We start from the raw sequence: 22,128 nt of genomic DNA, 5'->3' as shown, positions 1-22,128 counted from the left end.
CTGGTGTTTCTACTTTAGGTTCTTCACCCTTTTGTGTAGTTGAACTTTGAGTAGAACTAGCTTGATCCTTATTAGCTACTGAAGTATTTTGAGAAGCAGCTACTGATGTTGTAGTTGCTTGCTTGTTATTTTGGCTACTACTTGTAGCATCAGCATTTGAACTACTTTGTTCTGTTGTAGTAGTTGCTGATGTTTGAGTAGCATTACTTTCATTTGTAGTATTTGCTGCTTTTTCTACTTGAGTTGTAGCTTGTGTAGAAGTTGTGGTTGCACTTGTTGTATCTACCTTGGCAACTTGTTCAGTTGAACTTTGAGCAACTGTATCAGCTTTAGCAGTATTACCACTCATCGCCATTACACCTGTTAAAGCTATAGTTGATAACATCGCAAAGACCCAATTTTTACCTGCTTTATACATCTTATAATGCGTTTTACGTTCCATCTTATAACCCCACTTTTAATAGAATACGCACTAATTATAACACTATATTTTATCAAATTTAAGATTTTCTAAAGCAATTATCCCACTTCGATCCTTGCACCATTTCTATCAACTTCAAGCAAACGATATTCATCATTTAAGCCCGATTCTTGAGCAATTTTTATAAATTCATCAACCTTGTCTTTTTCAATTAGCGTCATTGTTGTAGGACCGGCTCCACTTAAATATGTAGCAAATGCTCCTACCTCATGTCCCAAATATCTTAACTTTAAGAAATGTGGGACTAATTTATCACGATATGGTTCGTGTAAGAGATCTGCTTCCATCAATTTTCCCATATCTTTTTTATTTTCTGACACAATCTTAGCTACCAAGGCATTACCAATTGCATTAGCTCTAACGGCATCTTTGAAATCCAAATTTACTGGTAATACTCCCCTACTCTTTTTAGTAGCTAACCAATAATCAGGAATATACGCTAATAAACTTACATCTGGGAAACTTATTTTTTCATACATTATTTCTCCATCCAAATATGTAGCAACAACAAAATCGCCTAATATAGCTGGTGCGACGTTATCTGGGTGTCCTTCAATTTCAGTCGCTCTTTGAACCAATTCTTGCTTTGACAGATTTAAGTTCCCAAAATGATTTGCTAACATCAATCCTGCAACGATGGCAGAAGAACTACTTCCTAGACCTCGTGTTAGTGGAATATCAGATTCTACTTTTACTGTTAATGGTTGTAGGTCTGGTACTAATTCTAAAGCTGTCTTTACGATTAGATTTTCTTCATCATGCGGAATTTTTTCACCTAAATTATGATCAACATACCAAGCGTCTGCATTCTCTTCCACAACAGTCACTGTTAAATAACTAGTTACAGCTAAACCTAAGGAGTCAAACCCTGGACCTATATTAGCACTAGTAGCTGGTACAATAATTTTTACACTCACCTTACTACCCCTTTTCTAAAACTTTATATGCTGCTAGAAGTTCTACGTCTGTTTCTTGCTTAAGACCTTCTTCAATCTTCAATAACTGAGCTTCTGTCATTGCGTGAGTAACAATTGAGATTTTAGCAAAACCTTCATTAGCTTCTGTTTGTGTAATTAACTTGAAACTAGCTCCTACATTAGTAAACAATTCTGTTAATTTCAGCATTTCCCCTGTCTTATCTGGAACAATTAATGAGATGTAATATGGATTCTTCACTTCATCTGGAGTTGCTAACTTAATCTCATGTGAATAATCATTAAAACTATTACCTGTAATTCCCATTACAATATTTTTAGTTACACTAATAATGTCACTTAGCACACTGTTGGCAGTTGGAAGTTCGCCTGCGCCTGGGCCATAAAACATTGTTTCACCCACTGCAACACCTGTAACAAAAACAGCATTATTTTCATTAATAACAGTTGCTAATGGGTGTGTTTGAGGTACCAATACAGGTCCAACTGATACAGTAATGTGGTCATTGACCTTTTCTGCCACACCTAAAAGCTTAATATTATATCCTAAACGTTTAGCTTCTTTGATATCTGATAATTGTATCTTGGAAATTCCTTCAATCTTCACATCGTCTAAAGTTATATCTTTTCCAAAAGCAAACTGTGTCAGAATTATCATCTTATATGCAGCATCGATTCCTTCGACATCATTAGTTGGATCTGCTTCTGCAAAACCTAATTCTTGTGCATCTTTTAATGCTTCCTCATAAGCAACATTATTTTGATTCATCTGTGTCAAAATATAGTTTGTCGTTCCGTTAACAATTCCCTTAACTGATACAATTTGGTCAGCCGCAAATGAATTGACGATTGTTCGTAAGATTGGAATCCCACCAGCTACACTTGCTTCGTAGAAAAGATCACATTTCTTTTCCTTAGCTAGTTTTGTAAGTTCTGGGCCGTATGTCGCAATCAAATCTTTATTTGCTGTAACAACGTGCTTGCCAGCTTCTAAAAGACGCTTAATATATTCACGCGCTTTTTCTACTGTTCCCATTACTTCCACTACCATTTGAATCGAATCGTCATTGATTAACATTTCGAAATCATCAGTCAAGGTTACCCCATCTAAATCAACTGTCCTTTTCTTAGTCATATCACGTACAACTACCGTTTTTACCTTTAACTTTCTGCCAGTAATGCTTGAGATTTTATCTGCGTGACTTTGTAAAATCCTAACAACACCACTACCTACTGTACCTAAACCTAAAATACCGATATTGATAGTTTCCATAAAGAGAACCTCCCTACTAATTATTATAATAATCTTATCAAATTTTAATTATCATTGAAAGATACTGTTTTCATATTTAATATATTTTTTGATATTTTTTCGTTATAATTAGTATCATCAATAATATTTTTAGAAAAGATGATTCATTTGGAAAATAAAAATACAACATTTAAACAAACTCCACTTCAAAAAACTTATTTTGCACTAGGAACTAAAATTAATCTAACTATCTTTGGTTGCGAAAATCCTGCTATCTTAGATAAAACATACGATTTAATAAAATATTACGAAGATATCCTAACTGTTAACCGTGACGAATCCGAAGTCATGTCCATTAATCATGCTGCTGGTAAATATCCTGTCAGAGTAAGCGAGGCGACTTATAAGCTTATTAAGCGTTCTGTTCAAGTTAGTCAGGAATATCTTGGCTTCAATTCTTTAATTGGGCCACTTGTTAAACTTTGGGGAATTGGCTTTGATAATGCTAATGTACCTGAAGACGAGGATATTAAATCAACTTTAAATTTAATTGACCCTCAAAAAATTATTCTAGATGATAATGAAATGACGGTATTCCTACAAGATGATGGAATGGAACTAGATTTAGGTGGAATTGCTAAAGGATATATTGCTGATAGAATTAAAGATTTTTGGCATGCTTTTGACATTAGTTCAGGTATTATCGACTTAGGTGGAAATCTACTACTAGTCGGTCCTCAACCTAAACATGATGATACACTTTGGCGAATTGGTGTACAAAATCCACATGATGCTCGTGGTAGTGCAATTGGAGTAGTTGTAACACCTGAATGTTCTATTGTAACTAGTGGAATTTATGAGCGTCATTTAGAAGTTGACGGTAAAAGTTATCATCATATTTTAGACTCTAAGACTGGATATCCTAAACAAAATGATCTAGCAAGCGTTACAGTCTTCTCTAAATACTCAATTGATGGAGAAATTGAAACTACCAACCTCTTCTTTGCCGGCGAACCAGTTAAAGATTGGGGCAAAGATAATCCTAACTTATTAGGAGCTGTGTTTGTAACTACTGATAATAAGATATATTTGAGTAAGTTTACTCCTAATGATTTCCATTTACTCTCCGATGAATTCGAAGTTGTTCAACATTAAATTTAATTGAGACTCCTTAATGTTTTTGTTAAAATAAACTTAACAAAATTTCATTAAGGAGGCTTTTTTATGGCAACTTTGTATCGTAGTACACGCGACGCTTCAGCTCATAGTATTTCTTCGTCTCAAGCTGTTCTTCAAGGAATTAGTCCCGATGGTGGTTTGTTTGTTCCGGTTGATTTTCCTAAATTAGATCTAGATTTATCACAATTACCATCGCTATCCTATCAAGAACTAGCTTACAAAATTCTCCAACCTTTTTTCAGTGACTTTACCGAAGATGAATTGCGTTCATGCATCAACTCTGCTTATGGCAGTAATTTTACTAGTGAAGAGATTACCCCAGTTTCCTATCATGCTGGTAATATTTACCTTGAACTATTTCATGGTCCTACAATTGCTTTTAAAGATGTTGCGCTACAATTATTACCTTACCTATTAATAACATCAGCTAAGAAAAATAATTCTAATCTGAAGAACGTTATCTTAACTGCTACTTCAGGCGATACAGGTAAAGCTGCCATGGCTGGATTCGCAGATGTAGAAAATACACAAATTATTGTCTTCTATCCTAAATACGGCGTTAGTCCTATTCAAGAAAAACAAATGCTTACACAAACTGGTAAAAATATCTATGTGGTTGGTATTACTGGTAATTTCGATAATGCTCAAACAAATGTTAAGCAGATTTTTAATAATTCAACTTTAACTGATGAATTACTAAAAAGTGGCTATCAATTTTCATCGGCTAACTCTATTAATATTGGTAGATTATTGCCACAAATTGTTTATTACTTCTATGCTTATGGACGATTATTAGCTGATAATAAAATCAAGTTAGGCGATAATGTTAATTTCAGTGTTCCGACTGGTAACTTTGGTGATATTTTAGCTGGCTTCTTCGCTAAAAAACTTGGCTTACCTATTAATAAGCTACTATGTGCATCGAATGAAAATAATGTCTTAACTGAATTTTTCAAAACTGGTACATATAATAAGAAACGCGATTTCAAAGTTACAAACTCTCCTTCAATGGATATCCTTGTATCTAGTAACTTGGAACGTTTATTGTTCTATGCTACAAACGGGGATGCAGCTTTAGTGGCTGAATGGATGAACCAACTTGAAAAAGAAGGTAAATATACTGTTGACTCAGATACACTTAAATTCCTCCAAACACATTTCTACGCTGGTTCGGCAAGTCAAATTGATACTAAAAATGAAATTAAGCAAGTTTTCACTGAAAGTAATTATGCCATTGACCCTCATACAGCTGTTGCTTCCTTTGTTACTCGAAAATATGAAGAATCAACTGCCGACCCTTGCCCAACAGTTACAGTATCTACGGCAAGTCCATATAAATTCCCACAAACAGTTCTAGCTGCTTTAGGAATAGATAATGCGACTGGAGATTTAGATGACGTACAAAAATTAGTTGATTTAATTAAGCTACCTCTACCCAAGACGGTCGCCAAGCTATTTGAAGCTAAACAGTTACATGATACTGTTATTGAACCTGATGAGATGGAAAAATATGTTAAAGAATTACTGATTTAGACCTATTTTTACTGGTCTAATATTACCAATACTTTACAAAAATTAAACTTTAAGGATACATCTTGCATTGTATCCTTTTTTTGTTCAAAATATATTTTCAATAGTTTATAATGAAAACTAGAATAAAAAATAAGGAGAGCAAATCATGACCGAAAAAAAGAAGACAATTTCTGATAATTCGTTAGTAAAGCAAGCCTACATAGCCTCAGGAATTGCATTACTTTCCTTAGGGGCTGGGACTGCTGTTAATTCTAATAATGTAAAAGCTGATACAACTGAAACTACTCAAAATAATAATACAAATACTAATAATCAAACAGCTAGTAACACTCAAGTAACTAATAATAATTCTGTCACAGCTGCTTCTACTCAGAATAGCAATAGTGCTGTAAATACAATAAAGAGTACTACTCAAAATACTAATAATACTTCTCAAAGTAATACTTTAGTAATTCAAAGTAACAATACTAGCAACACCGATTATAGTTATAGTGGTGAAATCAAACAAGATGTTTCATCTAATAGTCAAGCTGCTGCTACTAATGCTACAAATGTTCAAGGAGCAACTGATACTAATGAAAATATTTCATATGATACAAATCTAACAAATGCTCCTGCTAGTGTTAACAATTTTGTTAACCAAGTTGGCAGTGCTGTTGTGAAAGTTGCTAATGAATATGGTGTTTATGCTTCTGTAATGATGGCTCAGGCTGGGTTGGAAAGTGCTTGGGGACAAAGTTCACTTTCCAGAAACGCACATAATCTCTTTGGCGTTAAATATAGAGGAACTGGAAATTATGTAGTTATGCCTACATTGGAATATTATGGTGGAGCATATCATACTGTAAATGCTCGTTTCCAAAAATATGACAGCTACTATGATTCTCTAGTTGGATATGCACAACTTATCAAGAGTAACTTTTATTTATCTACTAAAGCAAATTCTTCTACATACCAACAAGCTGCTAACAATCTTCGTAATGGTAAATGGGGATCATATGCAACTGATCCAGGTTATGCTAACAAATTAATTAACTTAATTAATTCATACGGTTTCTACAAATTTGATTACAATCAAAATGCCGCTCAAGAAAAATATATAAATGGCCACTGGTATTTGTATAAAAATAATCAAAAACAAACCGGATTACAACATCTTTCCACAGGTAATAAAGTTGTATATTATAACTCTCAGGGTCAAATGGTATTTGGACAACAGAACATCAATGGACATTGGTATTACTTCGATGATGTCACTGGAGCAATGCAAAAAGGACTAAAATATATCTCTAATCAAAATAAGAACGTTTATTATGATTCTCAAGGTCGTATGCAATACGGCGAACAAAATATCAATGGACATTGGTATTTATTTGATAGCGTAACTGGTGCGATGAAATATGGCTGGCAAAAACTTGCTAAGGGCAATAGAACTGTCTTTTACGACAACAATGGTAAGATGGTTCATGGTCAATACAATATTAAAGGAAGCTGGTACTACTTTGATGATAATGATGGCCATCAGTTAGTTTCCCAATTCAAATGGATACCTGGTCAAAATAAAACTGTTTATTACAATAATCAAGGAAAAATGTTATTCGGCACTCATCTTATCAATGGAAAAGTTTATTACTTTGATAAAGTGACTGGTGCGATGAGAGCTAATACTTTCTATTACAATGACGAAACTAAGGGTATCCAATACTACAATTCCAAAGGTCAACTTACATTTGGTCAAGCTCATATTGGCGATAGTTGGTACTTATTTGACAAGAATAACGGCAATATGAAGACTGGATTCCAAAATCTCTCTTCGTACGGTCAAAATAAGACTGTATATTACAACTCTCGTGGCCAAATGGTATTTGGACAACAAAATATCAATAATAAATGGTATCTCTTTGATTCTGTTACTGGCGCAGTGAAATATGGATTCCAAAATATTAAAGATCAGAATAAAACTGTTTATTATAATAATAATGGTCAAATGGTATTTGGTTTACAAAAAATAAACGGTCATAACTACTACTTCGATACAACTACTGGTGCGATGAAGACTGGTTGGTTATACGTTCCAAATACCAAGAAATTATATTACTTCAATCATAATGGTCAAGCAGTTACAGGAACACAAACTATTGCTAATAAACAATATCAATTTGATATAGCCGGACGCTTAATAAATAAAGCTGGTCAATATTCATTTGATGGTAACTGGTACCTACTCGATAAAGACAGTTCTGTATTGACTGGCTGGCAATCCATTAAAGATCAAAATAAGACTGTTTACTATGATCCAACAACAGGCATTATGAAACATGGCCAAGCTTATATTAATGGACATTGGTATTTATTTGACAATGTAACTGGTGAAATGAAGACTGGCTGGCAATATATTAAGGATCAAAATAAAACTGTTTATTATAATTCTCGTGGTCAAATGTTATACGGTACTCAATTAATTGATGGCAAACGTTACTACTTCGATAAGCATGATGGCTCATTGAAATAAAAAAGAAGTGAAGAATATGAAAAATAAATTTCATATTACTTCACTTCTTTTATTTTATGCTTTAGTTGGTGTAGCTCCTCATACTAAAGTTGCTTCAACATTAGCAACCAATGTGTCACCATACTTAGTATTGCGATTATCATTGTAGAAATTCCATTCTTTTTGTTCAGGAGAAGTTCCTTCTGATAACCAGAATTCATAGTGATAGGCATCGCCATTACTTGCATAGTAAGTTTTATTACCTACTAAAGCACTACTAATTCCGCCTAAACCTTTAGCAATATCTTCAAGGGTTGCTTGATTGAATGTATTCTCTTCTACATCTGTAATATTTAAGGTTTCTGTAGATTTCACTTCGTCAATGTGCTTTTCGTAATTATTTGATTTTGAAAAATTTAGTTTTTACTACCATTACTTTCCCGCTTTTTTGCAAAAAATATACTTACTATTATTAGTGCGGTACATAAAGAAATAGCTTGAGATATCCTTGCTAACTTAGTATATCTACTACTTATTACTACATTATTATTTTTATTACTTAGTTCAACTTGTACTGTTCCTCTTGAAGAAATAGTTACAGGAATTAACTTATTATTATTTTTAACCTCTGTCCCCAAATAGTATAAAATAGGTACATCAACTATTACCCTTTTATTACTTTTGTTAACTACTGTAAACTTGAATTCTGTATCTGTATTTTTATAATTTAATACCTTAGCTTCTTTATTACTAATAACAAACTTTTTATTTTCTATACTTACAGGATCTTTTGTAGCAGCTTTAGGATAATAGTCAGCATTGATATATTCTTTAGATATCTTCTCTATATTTTTATCATTATTTAATAACGTTACTTTATCTTTTGGTAAGCCAATAACAAAAGCATAATGGGAAATTAGTATAACTCCAAATAAACTTACTACATATTTGATATCTATTTCATCTAGTAAAATTGCTCCTAACAAATATGCAAAAAAACTAGCAAACATCATCAAACGCCAAGGAAATTGAATATAATTTACAAATGTAGACTGAAAAAGTTGCCATGGAAAAGCTTTTGTACATCCCCATAATAAAGCCAATGTTATCATTAAAATTTTCTTTTCATCAATAGATAGTTTTCTAAATTTTATAAGACTAATGAAAACTATGAATATAACTACTATACCTACATTGGGTGAAGGATAATTACTATTTATCGAATCTCCAATCATATCATTAATGTTTATAGCCCAATCCTCTAGAATGGCTACAAAAGGTCTTGTAGTTGGAATATATTTCATTTGTTGCAACATGGGCATCCAGAATCCTATTGTCAACAAACTTGTACTAACAACTGCTTTCAGTAAACTCCACCAAACCTTAATGTCTTTTGCGTTTGTATAATTAACTATTAACAATAGAATCAACACAAGCGTTACTAGTAATGTTGACAACACATGGCTGAATAATATCAAAGACATACTAATTGTTATAACTATCCAATTATCATAATTTCTGCGCTTTATTAAATCAATAAAACTCATAATCAAAACCGGAATATATATCGTTGCTAATAATTCTCCAATATCCGTTCTACTAATAAAATTTAATCCTCTATATGTACTATAAGTCCATAAAAGAGAAAATATCATACTTCTTTTTGTATCCCACTTTAAATATCTTTTAGCTGGGTAGTATGATAATACAAATGTTAGATATGATACTAATAGTAAAAATACTATCATTCCTTTAAATTCGCTATGTAACACCTTGCTAAATATCTCTGCAGGATAAAATGTAAGCCATGGATAAAAGAGATTTACTCCATTACCAACTCCATGGTATGTATTAAAGTTTATTGGACTTGTAAATATATTTTTCAATCCACTCAATCTAGTAATATGAAATAATTGGTCACCATTTAAACTTCCATAATATGCCAATGGTTTATTACCAAAAATAAATGTAATCTCATAATATATACTTAGTAATATAAAAATTATATTGATTTCTATATCTGTTATGTACTTTTTCATATTTTCCTTACCCCTCTTAATTTATTTTAAAAAAACTAGTTCTGTATAGATACTGATTTCCTGCAGTTAAATCATATTGTACTAACTTCAAGTCGTTATACAATCTCTTTTGTTTCTTAGTTAACTGCCTATACTTAATCGTCTTTCCTTTTCCATCAACAAAAACAGGATTTTTACCATTATTGTATGCATATACTTTTATTGTTGGTAATTCCTTTTGAATTTCTGTCAATAAAGCATAATATGGCGACACTTTGGAATTTGTTTGCTCAGCTATCAATGCTATAAAGTCAATTGGTGAAACATATTTAACGTGTTTTAGATTCTTCGCACCATGTTGTCTAGCATATTTATTAGAGTAAATGAAATAGTCTGTTTCTCGTGCTTCTAAACTATTTTCATCTATATTGCTATATATTCCTGGAAGATGGTCTCCATAAAATACTAAAGTGATTGGTTTATTGATTTTGTCTATTTGTTCAATAAATTTTTGGACAGCCTTATCAGTATATGAAAGCCCTGCACTATAGTTGCTAATAGTATTCTTTTCACCATCATCCATATCGCCACTTACTTGGTAATCTTCAGAATTATCATAGTAATCTGAATAAGGAAGATGGTTCTGCATAGTAACTAAATTAATAAATTGTCCATTCTTATAATTATTGATCACATCTAATGTATTTTTATATGCCGTTTCATCTGATAAATATGGATTAGTTCCAATTTTCATCTTATGCTTTATCTTATATTTACTTCCTAGATACATAAATCTTTGAAAGCCAAATTTCTGGTAAACTGCTTTTCTACTATAAAAACTACCATTGTATGGATGAATTGCAGTTGATTTTTTAAAGTATCCATTGATAGTCAATATTTGCTTAGATTCTGGAACTACTTGTGTATAAGGAGTTGCTATAGTTGGTGAAAAATTGCTTACTGGGAGACCTGTCAAAGTCATATATTCCATATTGGCAGTTCCACCACCTAGTCCTGAACTTATCATTAATCCAGATGTTGTATTTTTCTTAACACTATCTATATATGATAATGGATTATGTGATAATTTTACTTCTTTCAATCTATTAGGATTTGCCAAACTTTCACTCAAATTAAAGATAACAGTTTGTGTAGACAAATTATTATCACGTGTCACATTTATTTCATTCGCCAATTTAGAATATTTTCTAGCCAATTTATCAACTTTCTTTTTAGAATAGTCAGTTTCTCTTTTCATAATTGTGACATCTATATTATTTAAGAATTGTTGCAAGGCTCCATTTTGTTGAGCCCCCTGCTCTTGATTTTCAAATGTAGGAAGGTTTCCATATGAATTTAAAAAATCACCAACAATTGAGCCTTCATGATTAATTCTTGTACTACTACCATACACCAATACTGCAAGTACTATCCCTAATATTCTAAATCTCCACTTTACTTTATTTTGTGGTAGTTTTTTTTCACAATAAATAATTATACAAATTAATATAATAATCACTATTGCTGTTATCCATAAAATAAATTGAGGAACCATACTCAATATATCACCATAGGCTGAAACCATTGTTACTTCAGCAGGTAAAATAGGTTCTGTACGATAATGAATTTTTATAGCATCCGCAACAATTGCAACTGCTATTACTACATAATTTAATATTACACTTATCCAAAATCTACCAATTATTCCATAAATAAATCTATATAGTAAGTAAAACAATATTGTGTTCAATATCAACATATGCTGTCTAACAAAGAAGGTATAGAAAAAAATATTAGCATAATCTTTTCCCAAATGCGGTGCTGAAAAGTCAGGTGACATTAAAATAAATGACATATAAGCTAAAATATACAAAATAATAATGTTCATAATGTTAAATCTATATTTCTTAACATTAGTAATTATACATGATAATAAATTTCTGCCCCATAGATTTATACTTTTACCATCATTCAATAACAGTCTTTCTTCTAAAGTACGCTCTCTTTTATCTATTTTTGATAATAGCCATCCTAAAACAACAACAATTATAGAAACTATGCAACTCTTAAAAAGCAACACTTTTAAACTTATACTACCATTAACAATTTTTTCAATAATAAAATTATTCGAATAAACAAGTAATACTAGTAATCCTATATATTCTGATATCTTTATGTTGGTCTTTAATTTTTGTCCAACTGTAAATATAACTATAGACATTGCTACAACAGATATTGAAGTTAGCACATTAAACCTGTATGCTGTTGAAAAATCTCCATGTATTCTCCAAGATATAAAAGGCATGGAAAAGGCTAAAATTATATTGAGCATTACACTCATACTCAATATAGTAATAACTTTTTTATCTATATGTAACTTGTCCACTTCTACATTTGAAAATACTATTCCTAATGTCACTAACAAAAAAGCTGTAATAGTATTATTTCCATTACCTATCCCAAAAATATCTTTATTAAATATACTTGGTAATGCAAAAACTATAGCATATCCACCTAAAATAACTGAGAATTTATACTTCTTAAACCAGTTCTTTAATTTATCTTTTATCAATAGCGCAGATATAGCACCAAGTACAACCGGATAAGTATTTCTAGTAATTGGAAGAACTGCATCGTACAAATTCTGAGTAGTGAAACTTCTAGTCCACAAAAATAGTCCTATAAATATCAATAAGTTCACTACATAAATATATATATAATTATTTATAAGTTTTATATTTCCTTTTATTTGATAACCAATTAAAATTAGTAACACACCAACAATTACATTAGAAAAATTATTTAATAAGCTATACGCAAATAATCTTTTCGATAGTAGATTGTTTTGCAAAAAAGCTGGATTGGCTTGTGTTATTAATAAAGAAAATGTAACTACTACCATAGATACACATACCATTAATGCATTACATAATTTTTTTATCAAATTTTTCACCTCTTGATATATATAACATAGTATTATTCTTTTTTTATTTAACTATTTCTCTTTAGTACCAAACATAGACATAATAATATTACAGATATAGTAGATATTATTATGCTTACCCTCAATCCTGGAACATTATACTTTAGATTTACTTTTCCTTTTTCAATTACTCTAATTTCCAGTAAACCACCTAAAGTTTTATAAGTTTGTTCTGGTTTTCCATTTATTTCAGCTGTCCAAGCAGAATCATATGGTACAGATATTGCTAAATTAGTATCTTCTGTTTTTTTATCAAAGCTAATTAAATCACCATTAACTTTAATGTCAGCAATTCCTTTTCTAAATTTATTTAGCTCTAATAAGCTTCCTTCATGTTCAACTGCAAATACTGGATTAATACTTTGAGTATCCTTACTTTCATAATTAACATGAATCTTTATACCTTTTTTATAGGGTCCCAAATATACAATTCCGTTTTCTCCCCAAACATTGTTGTTATATGTATTCACTGATACTTTTATACTACTCTCAGTAACTATATTTTGATCTATTGGTAAGTAGCAGTATACATTTCCATCACTTACTACATCAATTACATATTCTTTGGAGACTTCATTTTGTTTAATTAAACTACTTTTTACTTCTTGATACATATTTGATATTCCAAAACCTTGTAAAAAAAGTGAGTTCAGTTTAAGAAATGGATTATCTACTGGGTTATAGTTTACCACCACATTTTTAGCGGTATTCTCGATTTTAAATACTATTGGTAGTGCTCCTTTATCCTTATAAATATTGAAATCATCACTATTTTCTTTAATTCCTTTCGGAAAATTTGGTGCACTGTCACTAGTCGACATTGATTTTCCAGATATAGTTGCATCTAAAAGATTTTTATTTTTTGGAGCAATAACATACTTCAATCCCAGAATTCTGTTCACTGCTGCTGTTGATCCATTATTAAATGAACTCCATCTAATCCATGAATGTTTTTGATAGTAACCAAGTGCAGATAAATAATTTGTAGATTCTTTAGATTGCTGTGACACATACGTTGATAAACCATCGTAACCATACATCAAAGGATCATTTTCATTTAATTGAATTGTAGATCCAATCCTATGAAAGCTATGATCGTTCTTATTTAATTTAGTTAATACATTTTGATTAACTTCAATTAATTTTATATAACTGTCCATTGGAATAGATGTTTGAGCTATTGCATTCTCCCTTGGATAATATGAAAATCCTATTTCACCCAAAATAATAAATAAAAATAACCAAATATATTTTTTACTCTTTTTATACATTAGAATAATTGCCAAAATTTCAATTATTATCAATAATATATCAACTAATAGTTGCTGATTTGAAAGAAAATTCCATCTATATGTTATAAATATACTTATCAAACTCCATATTATACCCGCTATAATAAAATTTATATAACCACTGCTTACATAAGTACTACCTATATAACCTATGGTTACTAGTACTAGTAATATTATGTATGCTTCTCTTTGCGAGTATCCATTTGGCATTGAGAAAGCATGCCAAATCATATACAATCCTCTTATCTAGGTGATATAAATAATAATATAATTGCTATGAATACTGGTATTTTTATTTTTAAGTCTATTTTATTAGATATAAAAAATACAGTTATTGCAATTAGAGTAAAAATACTTGTATATAACATTGGCATCTCTGCATTGTTCATACTTCCATTCAATAATGATCCTAAGCTATCTCTAAGTGGATAGATTTTATCTAAAGAAAATTGATATTTTTCCTGATATACAATTTGTTGCCCTAGGAAACTAGGTAATAATACTATTGCTCCTATACCTATTGGTAAGATAGTATACAATAATGAGTATATACTTTTTTCATTGTTAACAGATATTCTTTCTTGTAGATTAATGATAAAACAATCCAAAATAACGTCAACACTAGTAAAAATACTAGAACCATTACACCAATATAGTAGTTGAATAAAATTAGTAATATTAATGAAATACAGTATAAAATCACTTTATTACTATTAATCAATTGTTCATATCCTAATAACACTAGCGGGAAAAATATTATTGCATCAAACCACATTATAGTGTGGGAATATTGGACATAAAATGTACTTAATGTAAAAATTATACCAAAAATCAATCTTAGTACATTTGATATTTCTACGTTAACAGTTTTATCAACATAACTATTAACAAATTTTGATTTTAGTAAAAATATATATGTTGTTAAACTTATGAATCCTGCATTTAAACAGATATTAATAAAATAATGGCATATATTTATTTGAAAAAAATAGCGCAATCAGATTTATTGGCGAAAATAGATAATATGTTAATACTGGATAAAAGTTTCCCTCCAAAGCTAAACTGTTAGAATACAACAGTTTATGTATATTAAAAAAATTCTCTTTACCATAGGTTAATATTGCTGCATATTGATTTTTCATATCACCAACTACGGCAGTATTATTTCCAAATGGATATACCTTAGCTAATGCAAAAGTTATTATCAACATTAGTACAGGAATTAAAAATGATAACATATAATATGTTGCATTCTTTTTCTTCTCTATAACGCCTCCTTTTATTTCTCTGGTAAAAAGAATAAACGTATAAAAAAATCCACATGCTTTCCTTGGAAGATCAACATGTGGAGGATATCATTATTTAGTTATCTGATAATTAATATCAAAATCCAAGGAAAAACTTAATTACTTGCTTTCCTTGTCTGCTTCGTCGCGTTCCTTTAAGAAGTTAAGTACAGCTTGGTGTTGTGCACGACGCTTCTTAATGTTCTTGGAGTTTACAGGACGACGATCATTTGCTACGCCAACATGTGTATTTTGTGACATTCTTAGTTCCTCCTTTTCAACTCATATACTTGCTTATTTTATCTTAATTTACAAATTATTTCAAGGACTTATCCAAAATTCTTTCTTCATCTTATATGATTCTATGGTATATTTAAACTATTATATTCCAATTAACAAACAAGGAGCTATTATTATGAAAAGAATCACTTGGATTGATATATCCAGAGCTATAGGAATGTTGACTATTATCATTGCTCATTCTCTGAATTCATACACTGGAAATTACTTTAGCAATATTTTATTTGCAGTCAATGTTCCTATTTTCTTTGTTTTATCTGGTTATCTTCATAGAGATAAATCCTACTCTAAAATAATTACAGGTGGATTTTTTAATTTATTACTTCCATATATTTTTACATCATTTATTATGATAATACTGACTGCTGCCTCACTGCATTTTCATCCAATTTATCTTGGACGTATTGCTGATAGTACACGATATGCAGCTCTAGCCGCTTTATATGGAGCAGGAACACCTATCAATAATTTGCTTGGAAAATTCTTTATTCCAGCTATTGGTGCTATTTGGTTTTTATTAGCTATGTTTCTAGCAAATGTTTTCTATAGTTTTATTATTAAACTAACTACTAAATATAAAGTATCAGATAATATAACTACTATAATATTCATAGTTACTACTTTTATCGGTTTTTATATAGCCAAATTTATTCAACTTCCATGGTCTTTAGATGCAGTTCTAGTTAGTCTTATTTTCTATTGGTTTGGTTTTTTAATTAAGAAATATAACTTAGTTAATAACGGCAATTTCATCACTTTTATTTTTGCAGTATCTATTTGGTTTGTCACAGCAAAAATTGGTCCTTTTTACCTTAATGTATCTGTTGCAACAAGCTACACAGGAGCTATTATTGGTGGAGTCGCTGGTAGTTACGCTATTATGGTATTTTCAAAATGGTTTGCTAATATCTCACTTGAAAATATTACACATATCGTACAAAAATATGGTGAGTTATCGTTAATTGTACTTTGTTTCCATATTATAGATATTTCTACACTTAATATAACATCCTTAATTCAACATATTTTCTTACCACATGGAATGTTGATATTTACTATAGCTTTAGTTATTTACCGTATCATTTTTACTTATATAGCTATTATCATCGTACCTTATGTTCCAGTTATCCGTTCGTTCTACATGTTTAGAAAATATCCATTTAAACTTAAATAAGTTCAAAGCTTCAAGAATTCTTTTTATTCTTGGAGCTTATTTATTTCTTCCAATTTCTCATAAACAGCCTTATACTAATTAGGTACATTCATTAAATTCAAGTTTAACTTGGACTGGTTCGTAAACTTCCCAGTATAAAAAACCAAGAATCTCAAAGGAGGTAGGAGAAATGAATGACAGACAAAAAGTTATCATTGACTGTGATCCAGGAATTGACGATAGTTTGGCCTTGATGCTCGCTTTAACATCGCCCAAACTAGAAGTTGTCGGAATCACAACCGTTTCTGGTAACGTTCCTTCCGATATGGGTGCTAAGAATGCCCTCAAAATCTTAAATCACTTAGATCGTCTTGATATTCCAGTCTATCAAGGTGCAGCGGCACCACTTAAACGTGACTATGTTGATGCCATGGATACGCATGGAGAAGATGGTTTAGGTGAATCTTATTTGCCTGAAGTCTCAGGTGTTCCTATTCACGATAACGCTATTGAGTTTATTAATCAGACTCTAGCCGATAATCCTGATCTAACTATTATTGCGTTAGGACCACTAACCAATATTGCACTAGCTCACCAAGCACAGCCAGATGTTTGGAATAACTGTACTCGTTTTGTTTCAATGGGTGGAAATTTCAAGTGTTTTGGTAATTGTTCTCCTGTTGCTGAATACAATTACTGGTGTGATCCTGATGCTGCTAATTATGTTTATCAACATCTTCCCGTGAAAATTGAAATGATAGGACTTGATGTTACACGGAAAATTGTGCTTACACCAAGTATTCTGGAACTAATTCATCAAGTTAATCCAGAACAAGCTGATTTTATTCAAAAAATTACAAGATTCTATTTTGATTTTCATTGGAAATATGAAAAAGTTATCGGCTGTGTCATCAATGATCCCTTAGCAGTGGCTTACACTATTTTTCCAGAATTATGTACTGGTTTTGACTCGCATACTGAGATTGAAACTAAAGGTATCAGTATTGGCCAAAGTGTCGTTGATGAAATGAATTTTTGGCATAAACCTGTCAACAGTCATATTTTGACAGAAGTAGATAATCTACGTTTTATGCAAATCTTCTTACAACGTACCTGTTCAATTGATTCAGAACTTCTAGAAAAAATTTTGCCACAATTAATATCGGAGGAATAATTCATGAAAAAATTATCAACTAAAATCATAACTATCTTAGCTTTATGCATCGCTTTAAATATTGTCGGAAGTAACATAGCCTTACTTTTGAAATTACCAATTTACCTAGATACTATCGGTACTATTTTAGCTGCTTCTTTGGCCGGCCCAGTTGGTGGTGTTACTGTAGGTGCTCTAACTTCAATTATTGTTGGTTTAACAACTGACCTATTTTCACTATATTATTTGCCAGTTCAACTTATAGTTGGTCTTATTGCAGGTATGGTTTACTCACACTATGCTGCAGATACTTTTAAAAAGCTATGGTGGTTAGCTATTATCATTTCTTTACCAGCTACTTTAGTAAGTTCTGCCATTACTTTATTTTTATTCCATGGTATCACTAGTTCTGGATCAGCTATTATCGTACAAATATTAGCTAAATTAGGTTTAGGTAAAGGTTTGGCTGTATTCCTTGTTCAAGTTGGAACTGATTATCTTGATCGTTTAGTCGCTATTTATGTTGTTTCACTTGTTTACAAAGCCCTAAAGAGTCGTATATCTTTAGGGGTAACTAAATATTAATTTTTCAACAAGATTGGCATGAGCTAATCTTGTTTTTTCATCAAAAAAGCCGAGTACCTAAACTCGACTTTCATATCTATTAAGATTCAGAAGCACCTGATGTTGCATCTACTTCTGGTTCAGCAACTTTTACTTCTTCTACCTTTGTTTCTGATTCAGATGCGCCAGATGTTGCGTCTGTTTCAGGAGTAGCTACTGGTTCTTCTTTCTTCTCGGAAGCTCCGGATGTTGCATCTACCTTTGCATTTTCATCAGCCACCAATTTTTGACCTGTCATCTTCAAATAAGATTCAACTACTGGCCAAATATCAACTACCCATTCATTAATTCCACGGTAGCGACCATCTTCATCATGCATTGCCTTATAATAGTGCATTACATGCTTTTCATTAACCTTATTGATAAATGGTACTGGCATACTTACAAGATCTGTTTCACCTGTACGAAGTGTATGAACTACATGTTTTACACCTTTCAAAGCACGTTCTGGGTGAACTGATTCTAACGGATCCCCAACTTGCTTAGGTTGACGAGGTGCCAACATATCTTTAGGATTTTCATCCATACGATTATAATAGATAAATTGGTTATTATCATCAGCAAATGTCAATTCAACTGGCATTGTATTCAAGAACCAGTTAAGTTGGTTAACTGTCAAAAGACCTCTATCTAACTTGACGTAAGTATCACCTTCAACTGCATTAGTCTTAGCTGCAGCTTGTTCTACCCAATCTTCAGCCTTCATATCTACACCTTTGACAGTTGTATCAATTTCTTGAGATGCAGTTAAGTCTTCTGATTCCCAGTCACCTTTTACATCGTTATTCTTCTTCATAGCTTTCAAAACTTTGATCCACTTCAAGAAGTTGCCCATGACACTTTCTAAGAAGCCAACAGTTCTTGCTTCTTTTAAGTTACCATTTTCATCAAAAGCTGATTTAACGTTTCCTAATAAGAATTCATCCTTTGGCATTACCAAAGCATTTACCCCTGGAGATTCTAGAATTTGACGTAAATCTAATTGCGCTCTACCAGAACCTTGTTCGAAGTAAGAAGCACCTACCAACAATACTGGCTTATCTGCAAATGGATGAACACTAGAAGATAACCATTCAATTACACTCTTTAGAGCTGCTGTAGTTGTATGATTATGTTCAGGAGTTGCAATAATTACACCATCTGCTGCAGAGATTTTCTTATTTAAATATTCTACAGCTGGTCCCATTTCCATTCCTGCTCTAAACATTGGGACATCTCTAATATCAAGAATTTCAATATCGATTGTTTCCTTGAAATGACTTGCTATGTATAGCATTAATTTGCGGTTGTATGATTCATCAGCAATTGAACCGATAATTCCTACTAATTTCATTTATTCCACTCCTCCGACTAATCTTTCCATGAATAGTTTTCTACTTCTTTTCTTTGTTCATCATTAGCATTAGTTAGATGCTTAGAAATGTTTGAGAACACTTCAAAATCTTCAAATAAACCATCTAATAATGTAACTTTTTCTTCATTATTTAGATTTCCATCTTCATCAAATGCTTGAAGTGAATGGCCTAATAAGAATTCTGAACTTGGCATAATTCTTGCACTTAATTCTGGTGAATCTAAAATTCTGCGTAAGTGTGCTTGAGCTCTTGAAGTTCCCAAAGTACCATAAGAAGCACCAACAATCATAACAGGTTTACCTACAAATGGATGTCTTGCATAAGATAACCATTCTAAAGCATTCATTAAAACAGCAGGTACGGAGTGATCATATTCAGGTGTCGCAATAATCACACCATCTGCTGCTTCAATCTTCATAGAAATTTCTGCTGCTTTTTCTGGGATAACTCTATCTTTGTTCTTAAAAAATACTGGTAGGTCACTAATATCAACTAGTTCGATTTCTGCTTTTTCGCTGAAATGATTCTTAATATATTGCATTAATTTAAGATTAGTAGACTTCAAATCATTAGTGCCGGCAATTCCAACATAGTGGTTCATAAGCTTCAACTTCCTTTAACTAATTAATTATCTTTATAAGTTTATTTTTACACAAAGTCCTCTTTGTTGCAAGCACTTTCAGTTTTATTAAAATATTTTTTAAACCCATAAAATATTTTTATATCTGACAAAATAAAAAAGTGTAAAACCAGTATTCATCTACTTATTTTACACTTTTATAATTAATTTATTTAGCTTCTAAATTGATATTTAATTCCACTGAAGATACCCCAGAAGAACTGATTTTAATTGTGCCAACTTTCTCATTCTTAGCATTTTTTGCTTTTATTTTTTCATTAGATAGAGTTAATTTTGCTTTTATTTGTTTAGGATCGGTGTTCTTTGTTACCCAAATATTAGTATCATTTACTTTCAAATTTTCTTTTTTCAAAGCTTGCTTAACACTCTTTATATCCTTAGTATTAACTACTTTATCATTATTCATAACTGTCTCAATCATCTTATTCGTTTCAGCAAATTGTTTATTATAATCTGAAGCATTCAAAATAACAGTTATCACACGTTGTCCATTGAATGTACCTGTTCCTACAAAACAATATCCAGCCTCATCTGTAAATCCTGTCTTAAGACCATCTATTGTCCCATTTTTAGGAGCTGCATAACTTCCTTCCAACATATAATTAATATTCTCCATATTATATGTCTGATCGGCACTTATTTTAAAATCAACATTCTTCTGTTTTGTAATATCTATTACTTCTGGATAATTATTTACCAAGTATTTTGAAACCAAAGCTATGTCTTTAGCTGAAAATTTATTTTCTTGATCATCGCCTACATTCTTCAACTTCAAATTACCCAAATCTGAATTTGGCAAACCAATCATATTATAAATCTCAGCATCAGTAACTCCTGCTTCATGTGCTACTTCTTTCATTTTTTCATTAAAAGCTTGCACACTTCCAGCATCAGCTAAGGCTAAAGCTTCTGTGCTACCATCTGCCGATACAATCATCATTGATTCTACTAGTGACTTAACGGTATAGCTTTCTCCTTCATTTAACTGAACATTTGAGTATTGCCAGTTATTAGCCATATCAGACACATCTTTATTCACTTTGATTTTTTGATCCCAGCTTAGTTTTTGATTGTGGATATCTTTCATAATAACCGCTAATGTTAAAATTTTAGTTAGTGATGCAATCGGATATTTGCTATCAGCATTTTGTTGATATAAGACCTGACCAGTACCTGCATCTATCATGTAAGCTGCCTTAGCATCAATCTTATCTGCCCTTACTCCTCGCATGATTCCACTACCAGTTATAATTGCAATTCCTAGCATAACTAGAATTATCCAATTCTTAAATTGCTTCTTCATAAATAATTCTCTTCCTCATTAATTAAGTTATCTATTAATAATAACGCAACTTTATTTCTATATTGTTAAACTAAGATTGTTTTCTGTTTTCACTTTATTAAATTGATCTTATCCACGTTTGTAAATCCAAACATTTTATCTGCATGGATA

Annotated in this window: 20 protein-coding genes and 1 riboswitch; of the genes, 6 read left to right on the top strand and 14 right to left on the bottom strand. The window is 31.3% G+C overall.

Annotated elements, in window-relative coordinates; all coding sequences use genetic code 11:
* From FC55_RS08500 to FC55_RS08490, 3 genes are all read right to left on the bottom strand, one after another.
* Positions 1-442, bottom strand: a 442-nt coding sequence (locus FC55_RS08500; protein WP_169790300.1) for a KxYKxGKxW signal peptide domain-containing protein, incomplete at its 3' end; no start/stop codon positions are given.
* A gap of 77 nt (positions 443-519) precedes the next feature.
* Positions 520-1,398, bottom strand: a complete 879-nt coding sequence (gene thrB, locus FC55_RS08495; protein ID WP_003701174.1) for a homoserine kinase — start codon at positions 1,396-1,398, stop codon at positions 520-522.
* Between the two features lie 4 nt (positions 1,399-1,402).
* Complete coding sequence (locus FC55_RS08490; RefSeq protein ID WP_003701173.1) at positions 1,403-2,689, bottom strand: homoserine dehydrogenase; 1,287 nt, start codon at positions 2,687-2,689, stop codon at positions 1,403-1,405.
* 138 nt (positions 2,690-2,827) lie between these two features.
* Between FC55_RS08490 and FC55_RS08485 the strand changes: the two genes are divergently transcribed.
* From FC55_RS08485 to FC55_RS08475, 3 genes are all read left to right on the top strand, one after another.
* On the top strand, positions 2,828-3,823 hold the full coding sequence (locus tag FC55_RS08485) for an FAD:protein FMN transferase (protein ID WP_003701172.1): 996 nt from the start codon (positions 2,828-2,830) through the stop codon (positions 3,821-3,823).
* A 69-nt stretch (positions 3,824-3,892) separates the two neighbouring features.
* On the top strand, positions 3,893-5,380 hold the full coding sequence (gene thrC / locus FC55_RS08480) for a threonine synthase (RefSeq protein ID WP_003701171.1): 1,488 nt from the start codon (positions 3,893-3,895) through the stop codon (positions 5,378-5,380).
* A 145-nt stretch (positions 5,381-5,525) separates the two neighbouring features.
* Complete coding sequence (locus tag FC55_RS08475) at positions 5,526-7,892, top strand: glucosaminidase domain-containing protein (RefSeq protein WP_003701170.1); 2,367 nt, start codon at positions 5,526-5,528, stop codon at positions 7,890-7,892.
* Positions 7,893-7,970: 78 nt separating this feature from the next.
* Here FC55_RS08475 and FC55_RS08470 read toward each other — a convergent pair whose 3' ends face one another.
* The 8 genes from FC55_RS08470 to FC55_RS10040 form a co-directional block, all read right to left on the bottom strand.
* Positions 7,971-8,246: a hypothetical protein gene (locus FC55_RS08470; RefSeq protein WP_003701169.1), complete on the bottom strand. Its 276-nt coding sequence runs from the start codon at positions 8,244-8,246 to the stop codon at positions 7,971-7,973.
* Between the two features lie 41 nt (positions 8,247-8,287).
* Positions 8,288-9,910 carry a hypothetical protein gene (locus tag FC55_RS08465; RefSeq protein ID WP_003701168.1) on the bottom strand — a complete coding sequence of 541 codons (1,623 nt, stop codon included), beginning with the start codon at positions 9,908-9,910 and terminating at the stop codon, positions 8,288-8,290.
* A 16-nt stretch (positions 9,911-9,926) separates the two neighbouring features.
* Positions 9,927-12,842: an LTA synthase family protein gene (locus FC55_RS08460; protein WP_225356287.1), complete on the bottom strand. Its 2,916-nt coding sequence runs from the start codon at positions 12,840-12,842 to the stop codon at positions 9,927-9,929.
* A 38-nt stretch (positions 12,843-12,880) separates the two neighbouring features.
* Positions 12,881-14,395, bottom strand: coding sequence for a YfhO family protein (locus FC55_RS08455; protein ID WP_003701166.1), 1,515 nt, complete (start codon positions 14,393-14,395; stop codon positions 12,881-12,883).
* An 11-nt stretch (positions 14,396-14,406) separates the two neighbouring features.
* Positions 14,407-14,772 carry a YfhO family protein gene (locus tag FC55_RS08450; RefSeq protein WP_157769225.1) on the bottom strand — a complete coding sequence of 122 codons (366 nt, stop codon included), beginning with the start codon at positions 14,770-14,772 and terminating at the stop codon, positions 14,407-14,409.
* Complete coding sequence (locus FC55_RS10315; protein ID WP_081036625.1) at positions 14,682-15,161, bottom strand: YfhO family protein; 480 nt, start codon at positions 15,159-15,161, stop codon at positions 14,682-14,684. Before FC55_RS10315 ends, FC55_RS08450 begins: the two co-directional genes overlap by 91 nt.
* Positions 15,118-15,402 carry a YfhO family protein gene (locus tag FC55_RS10230; RefSeq protein ID WP_003701163.1) on the bottom strand — a complete coding sequence of 95 codons (285 nt, stop codon included), beginning with the start codon at positions 15,400-15,402 and terminating at the stop codon, positions 15,118-15,120. The genes FC55_RS10315 and FC55_RS10230 overlap by 44 nt, the downstream gene beginning before the upstream one ends.
* A gap of 168 nt (positions 15,403-15,570) precedes the next feature.
* Positions 15,571-15,711, bottom strand: coding sequence for a hypothetical protein (locus FC55_RS10040; protein ID WP_003701828.1), 141 nt, complete (start codon positions 15,709-15,711; stop codon positions 15,571-15,573).
* Between the two features lie 154 nt (positions 15,712-15,865).
* On the opposite strand from FC55_RS10040, the gene FC55_RS08440 reads away from it, so the two are divergent.
* From FC55_RS08440 to FC55_RS08430, 3 genes are all read left to right on the top strand, one after another.
* Positions 15,866-16,924, top strand: coding sequence for an acyltransferase family protein (locus FC55_RS08440; RefSeq protein WP_035150176.1), 1,059 nt, complete (start codon positions 15,866-15,868; stop codon positions 16,922-16,924).
* Positions 16,925-17,031: 107 nt separating this feature from the next.
* Positions 17,032-17,076: riboswitch (PreQ1 riboswitch) on the top strand.
* A gap of 17 nt (positions 17,077-17,093) precedes the next feature.
* Positions 17,094-18,077 (top strand): nucleoside hydrolase, encoded by a 984-nt coding sequence (locus tag FC55_RS08435; protein ID WP_003701161.1) that lies wholly within the window; start codon positions 17,094-17,096, stop codon positions 18,075-18,077.
* 3 nt (positions 18,078-18,080) lie between these two features.
* Positions 18,081-18,641 carry an ECF transporter S component gene (locus FC55_RS08430; protein WP_003701160.1) on the top strand — a complete coding sequence of 187 codons (561 nt, stop codon included), beginning with the start codon at positions 18,081-18,083 and terminating at the stop codon, positions 18,639-18,641.
* 79 nt (positions 18,642-18,720) lie between these two features.
* Here FC55_RS08430 and FC55_RS08425 read toward each other — a convergent pair whose 3' ends face one another.
* The 3 genes from FC55_RS08425 to FC55_RS08415 form a co-directional block, all read right to left on the bottom strand.
* Entirely contained in the window at positions 18,721-20,013 is a 1,293-nt protein-coding gene (locus FC55_RS08425) for an NADPH-dependent oxidoreductase (protein WP_003701159.1), read from the bottom strand.
* 17 nt (positions 20,014-20,030) lie between these two features.
* Positions 20,031-20,636 carry an NADPH-dependent FMN reductase gene (locus tag FC55_RS08420; RefSeq protein WP_003701157.1) on the bottom strand — a complete coding sequence of 202 codons (606 nt, stop codon included), beginning with the start codon at positions 20,634-20,636 and terminating at the stop codon, positions 20,031-20,033.
* A gap of 187 nt (positions 20,637-20,823) precedes the next feature.
* Positions 20,824-21,978, bottom strand: a complete 1,155-nt coding sequence (locus FC55_RS08415) for a D-alanyl-D-alanine carboxypeptidase family protein (protein ID WP_003701156.1) — start codon at positions 21,976-21,978, stop codon at positions 20,824-20,826.
* Positions 21,979-22,128 lie beyond the last annotated feature (150 nt).

The organism is Ligilactobacillus salivarius DSM 20555 = ATCC 11741 (genome assembly GCF_001435955.1).
GTDB lineage: Bacteria > Bacillota > Bacilli > Lactobacillales > Lactobacillaceae > Ligilactobacillus > Ligilactobacillus salivarius.
Note: the sequence above shows the minus strand (reverse complement) of the source record. Positions and strands in the feature narration are given on the sequence as shown.

What these genes read in the sequence shown, in the direction of transcription:
- FC55_RS08490 (WP_003701173.1), bottom strand. Translation starts at nt 2,689, where the DNA reads ATGGAAACTATCAATATCGGTATTTTAGGTTTAGGTACAGTAGGTAGT.
- FC55_RS08485 (WP_003701172.1), top strand. Translation starts at nt 2,828, where the DNA reads ATGATTCATTTGGAAAATAAAAATACAACATTTAAACAAACTCCACTT.
- thrC (WP_003701171.1), top strand. Translation starts at nt 3,893, where the DNA reads ATGGCAACTTTGTATCGTAGTACACGCGACGCTTCAGCTCATAGTATT.
- FC55_RS08475 (WP_003701170.1), top strand. Translation starts at nt 5,526, where the DNA reads ATGACCGAAAAAAAGAAGACAATTTCTGATAATTCGTTAGTAAAGCAA.
- FC55_RS08465 (WP_003701168.1), bottom strand. Translation starts at nt 9,910, where the DNA reads ATGAAAAAGTACATAACAGATATAGAAATCAATATAATTTTTATATTA.
- FC55_RS08455 (WP_003701166.1), bottom strand. Translation starts at nt 14,395, where the DNA reads ATGATTTGGCATGCTTTCTCAATGCCAAATGGATACTCGCAAAGAGAA.
- FC55_RS10230 (WP_003701163.1), bottom strand. Translation starts at nt 15,402, where the DNA reads ATGTTATCATTTTTAATTCCTGTACTAATGTTGATAATAACTTTTGCA.
- FC55_RS10040 (WP_003701828.1), bottom strand. Translation starts at nt 15,711, where the DNA reads ATGTCACAAAATACACATGTTGGCGTAGCAAATGATCGTCGTCCTGTA.
- FC55_RS08440 (WP_035150176.1), top strand. Translation starts at nt 15,866, where the DNA reads ATGAAAAGAATCACTTGGATTGATATATCCAGAGCTATAGGAATGTTG.
- FC55_RS08435 (WP_003701161.1), top strand. Translation starts at nt 17,094, where the DNA reads ATGAATGACAGACAAAAAGTTATCATTGACTGTGATCCAGGAATTGAC.
- FC55_RS08430 (WP_003701160.1), top strand. Translation starts at nt 18,081, where the DNA reads ATGAAAAAATTATCAACTAAAATCATAACTATCTTAGCTTTATGCATC.
- FC55_RS08425 (WP_003701159.1), bottom strand. Translation starts at nt 20,013, where the DNA reads ATGAAATTAGTAGGAATTATCGGTTCAATTGCTGATGAATCATACAAC.
- FC55_RS08420 (WP_003701157.1), bottom strand. Translation starts at nt 20,636, where the DNA reads ATGAACCACTATGTTGGAATTGCCGGCACTAATGATTTGAAGTCTACT.
- FC55_RS08415 (WP_003701156.1), bottom strand. Translation starts at nt 21,978, where the DNA reads ATGAAGAAGCAATTTAAGAATTGGATAATTCTAGTTATGCTAGGAATT.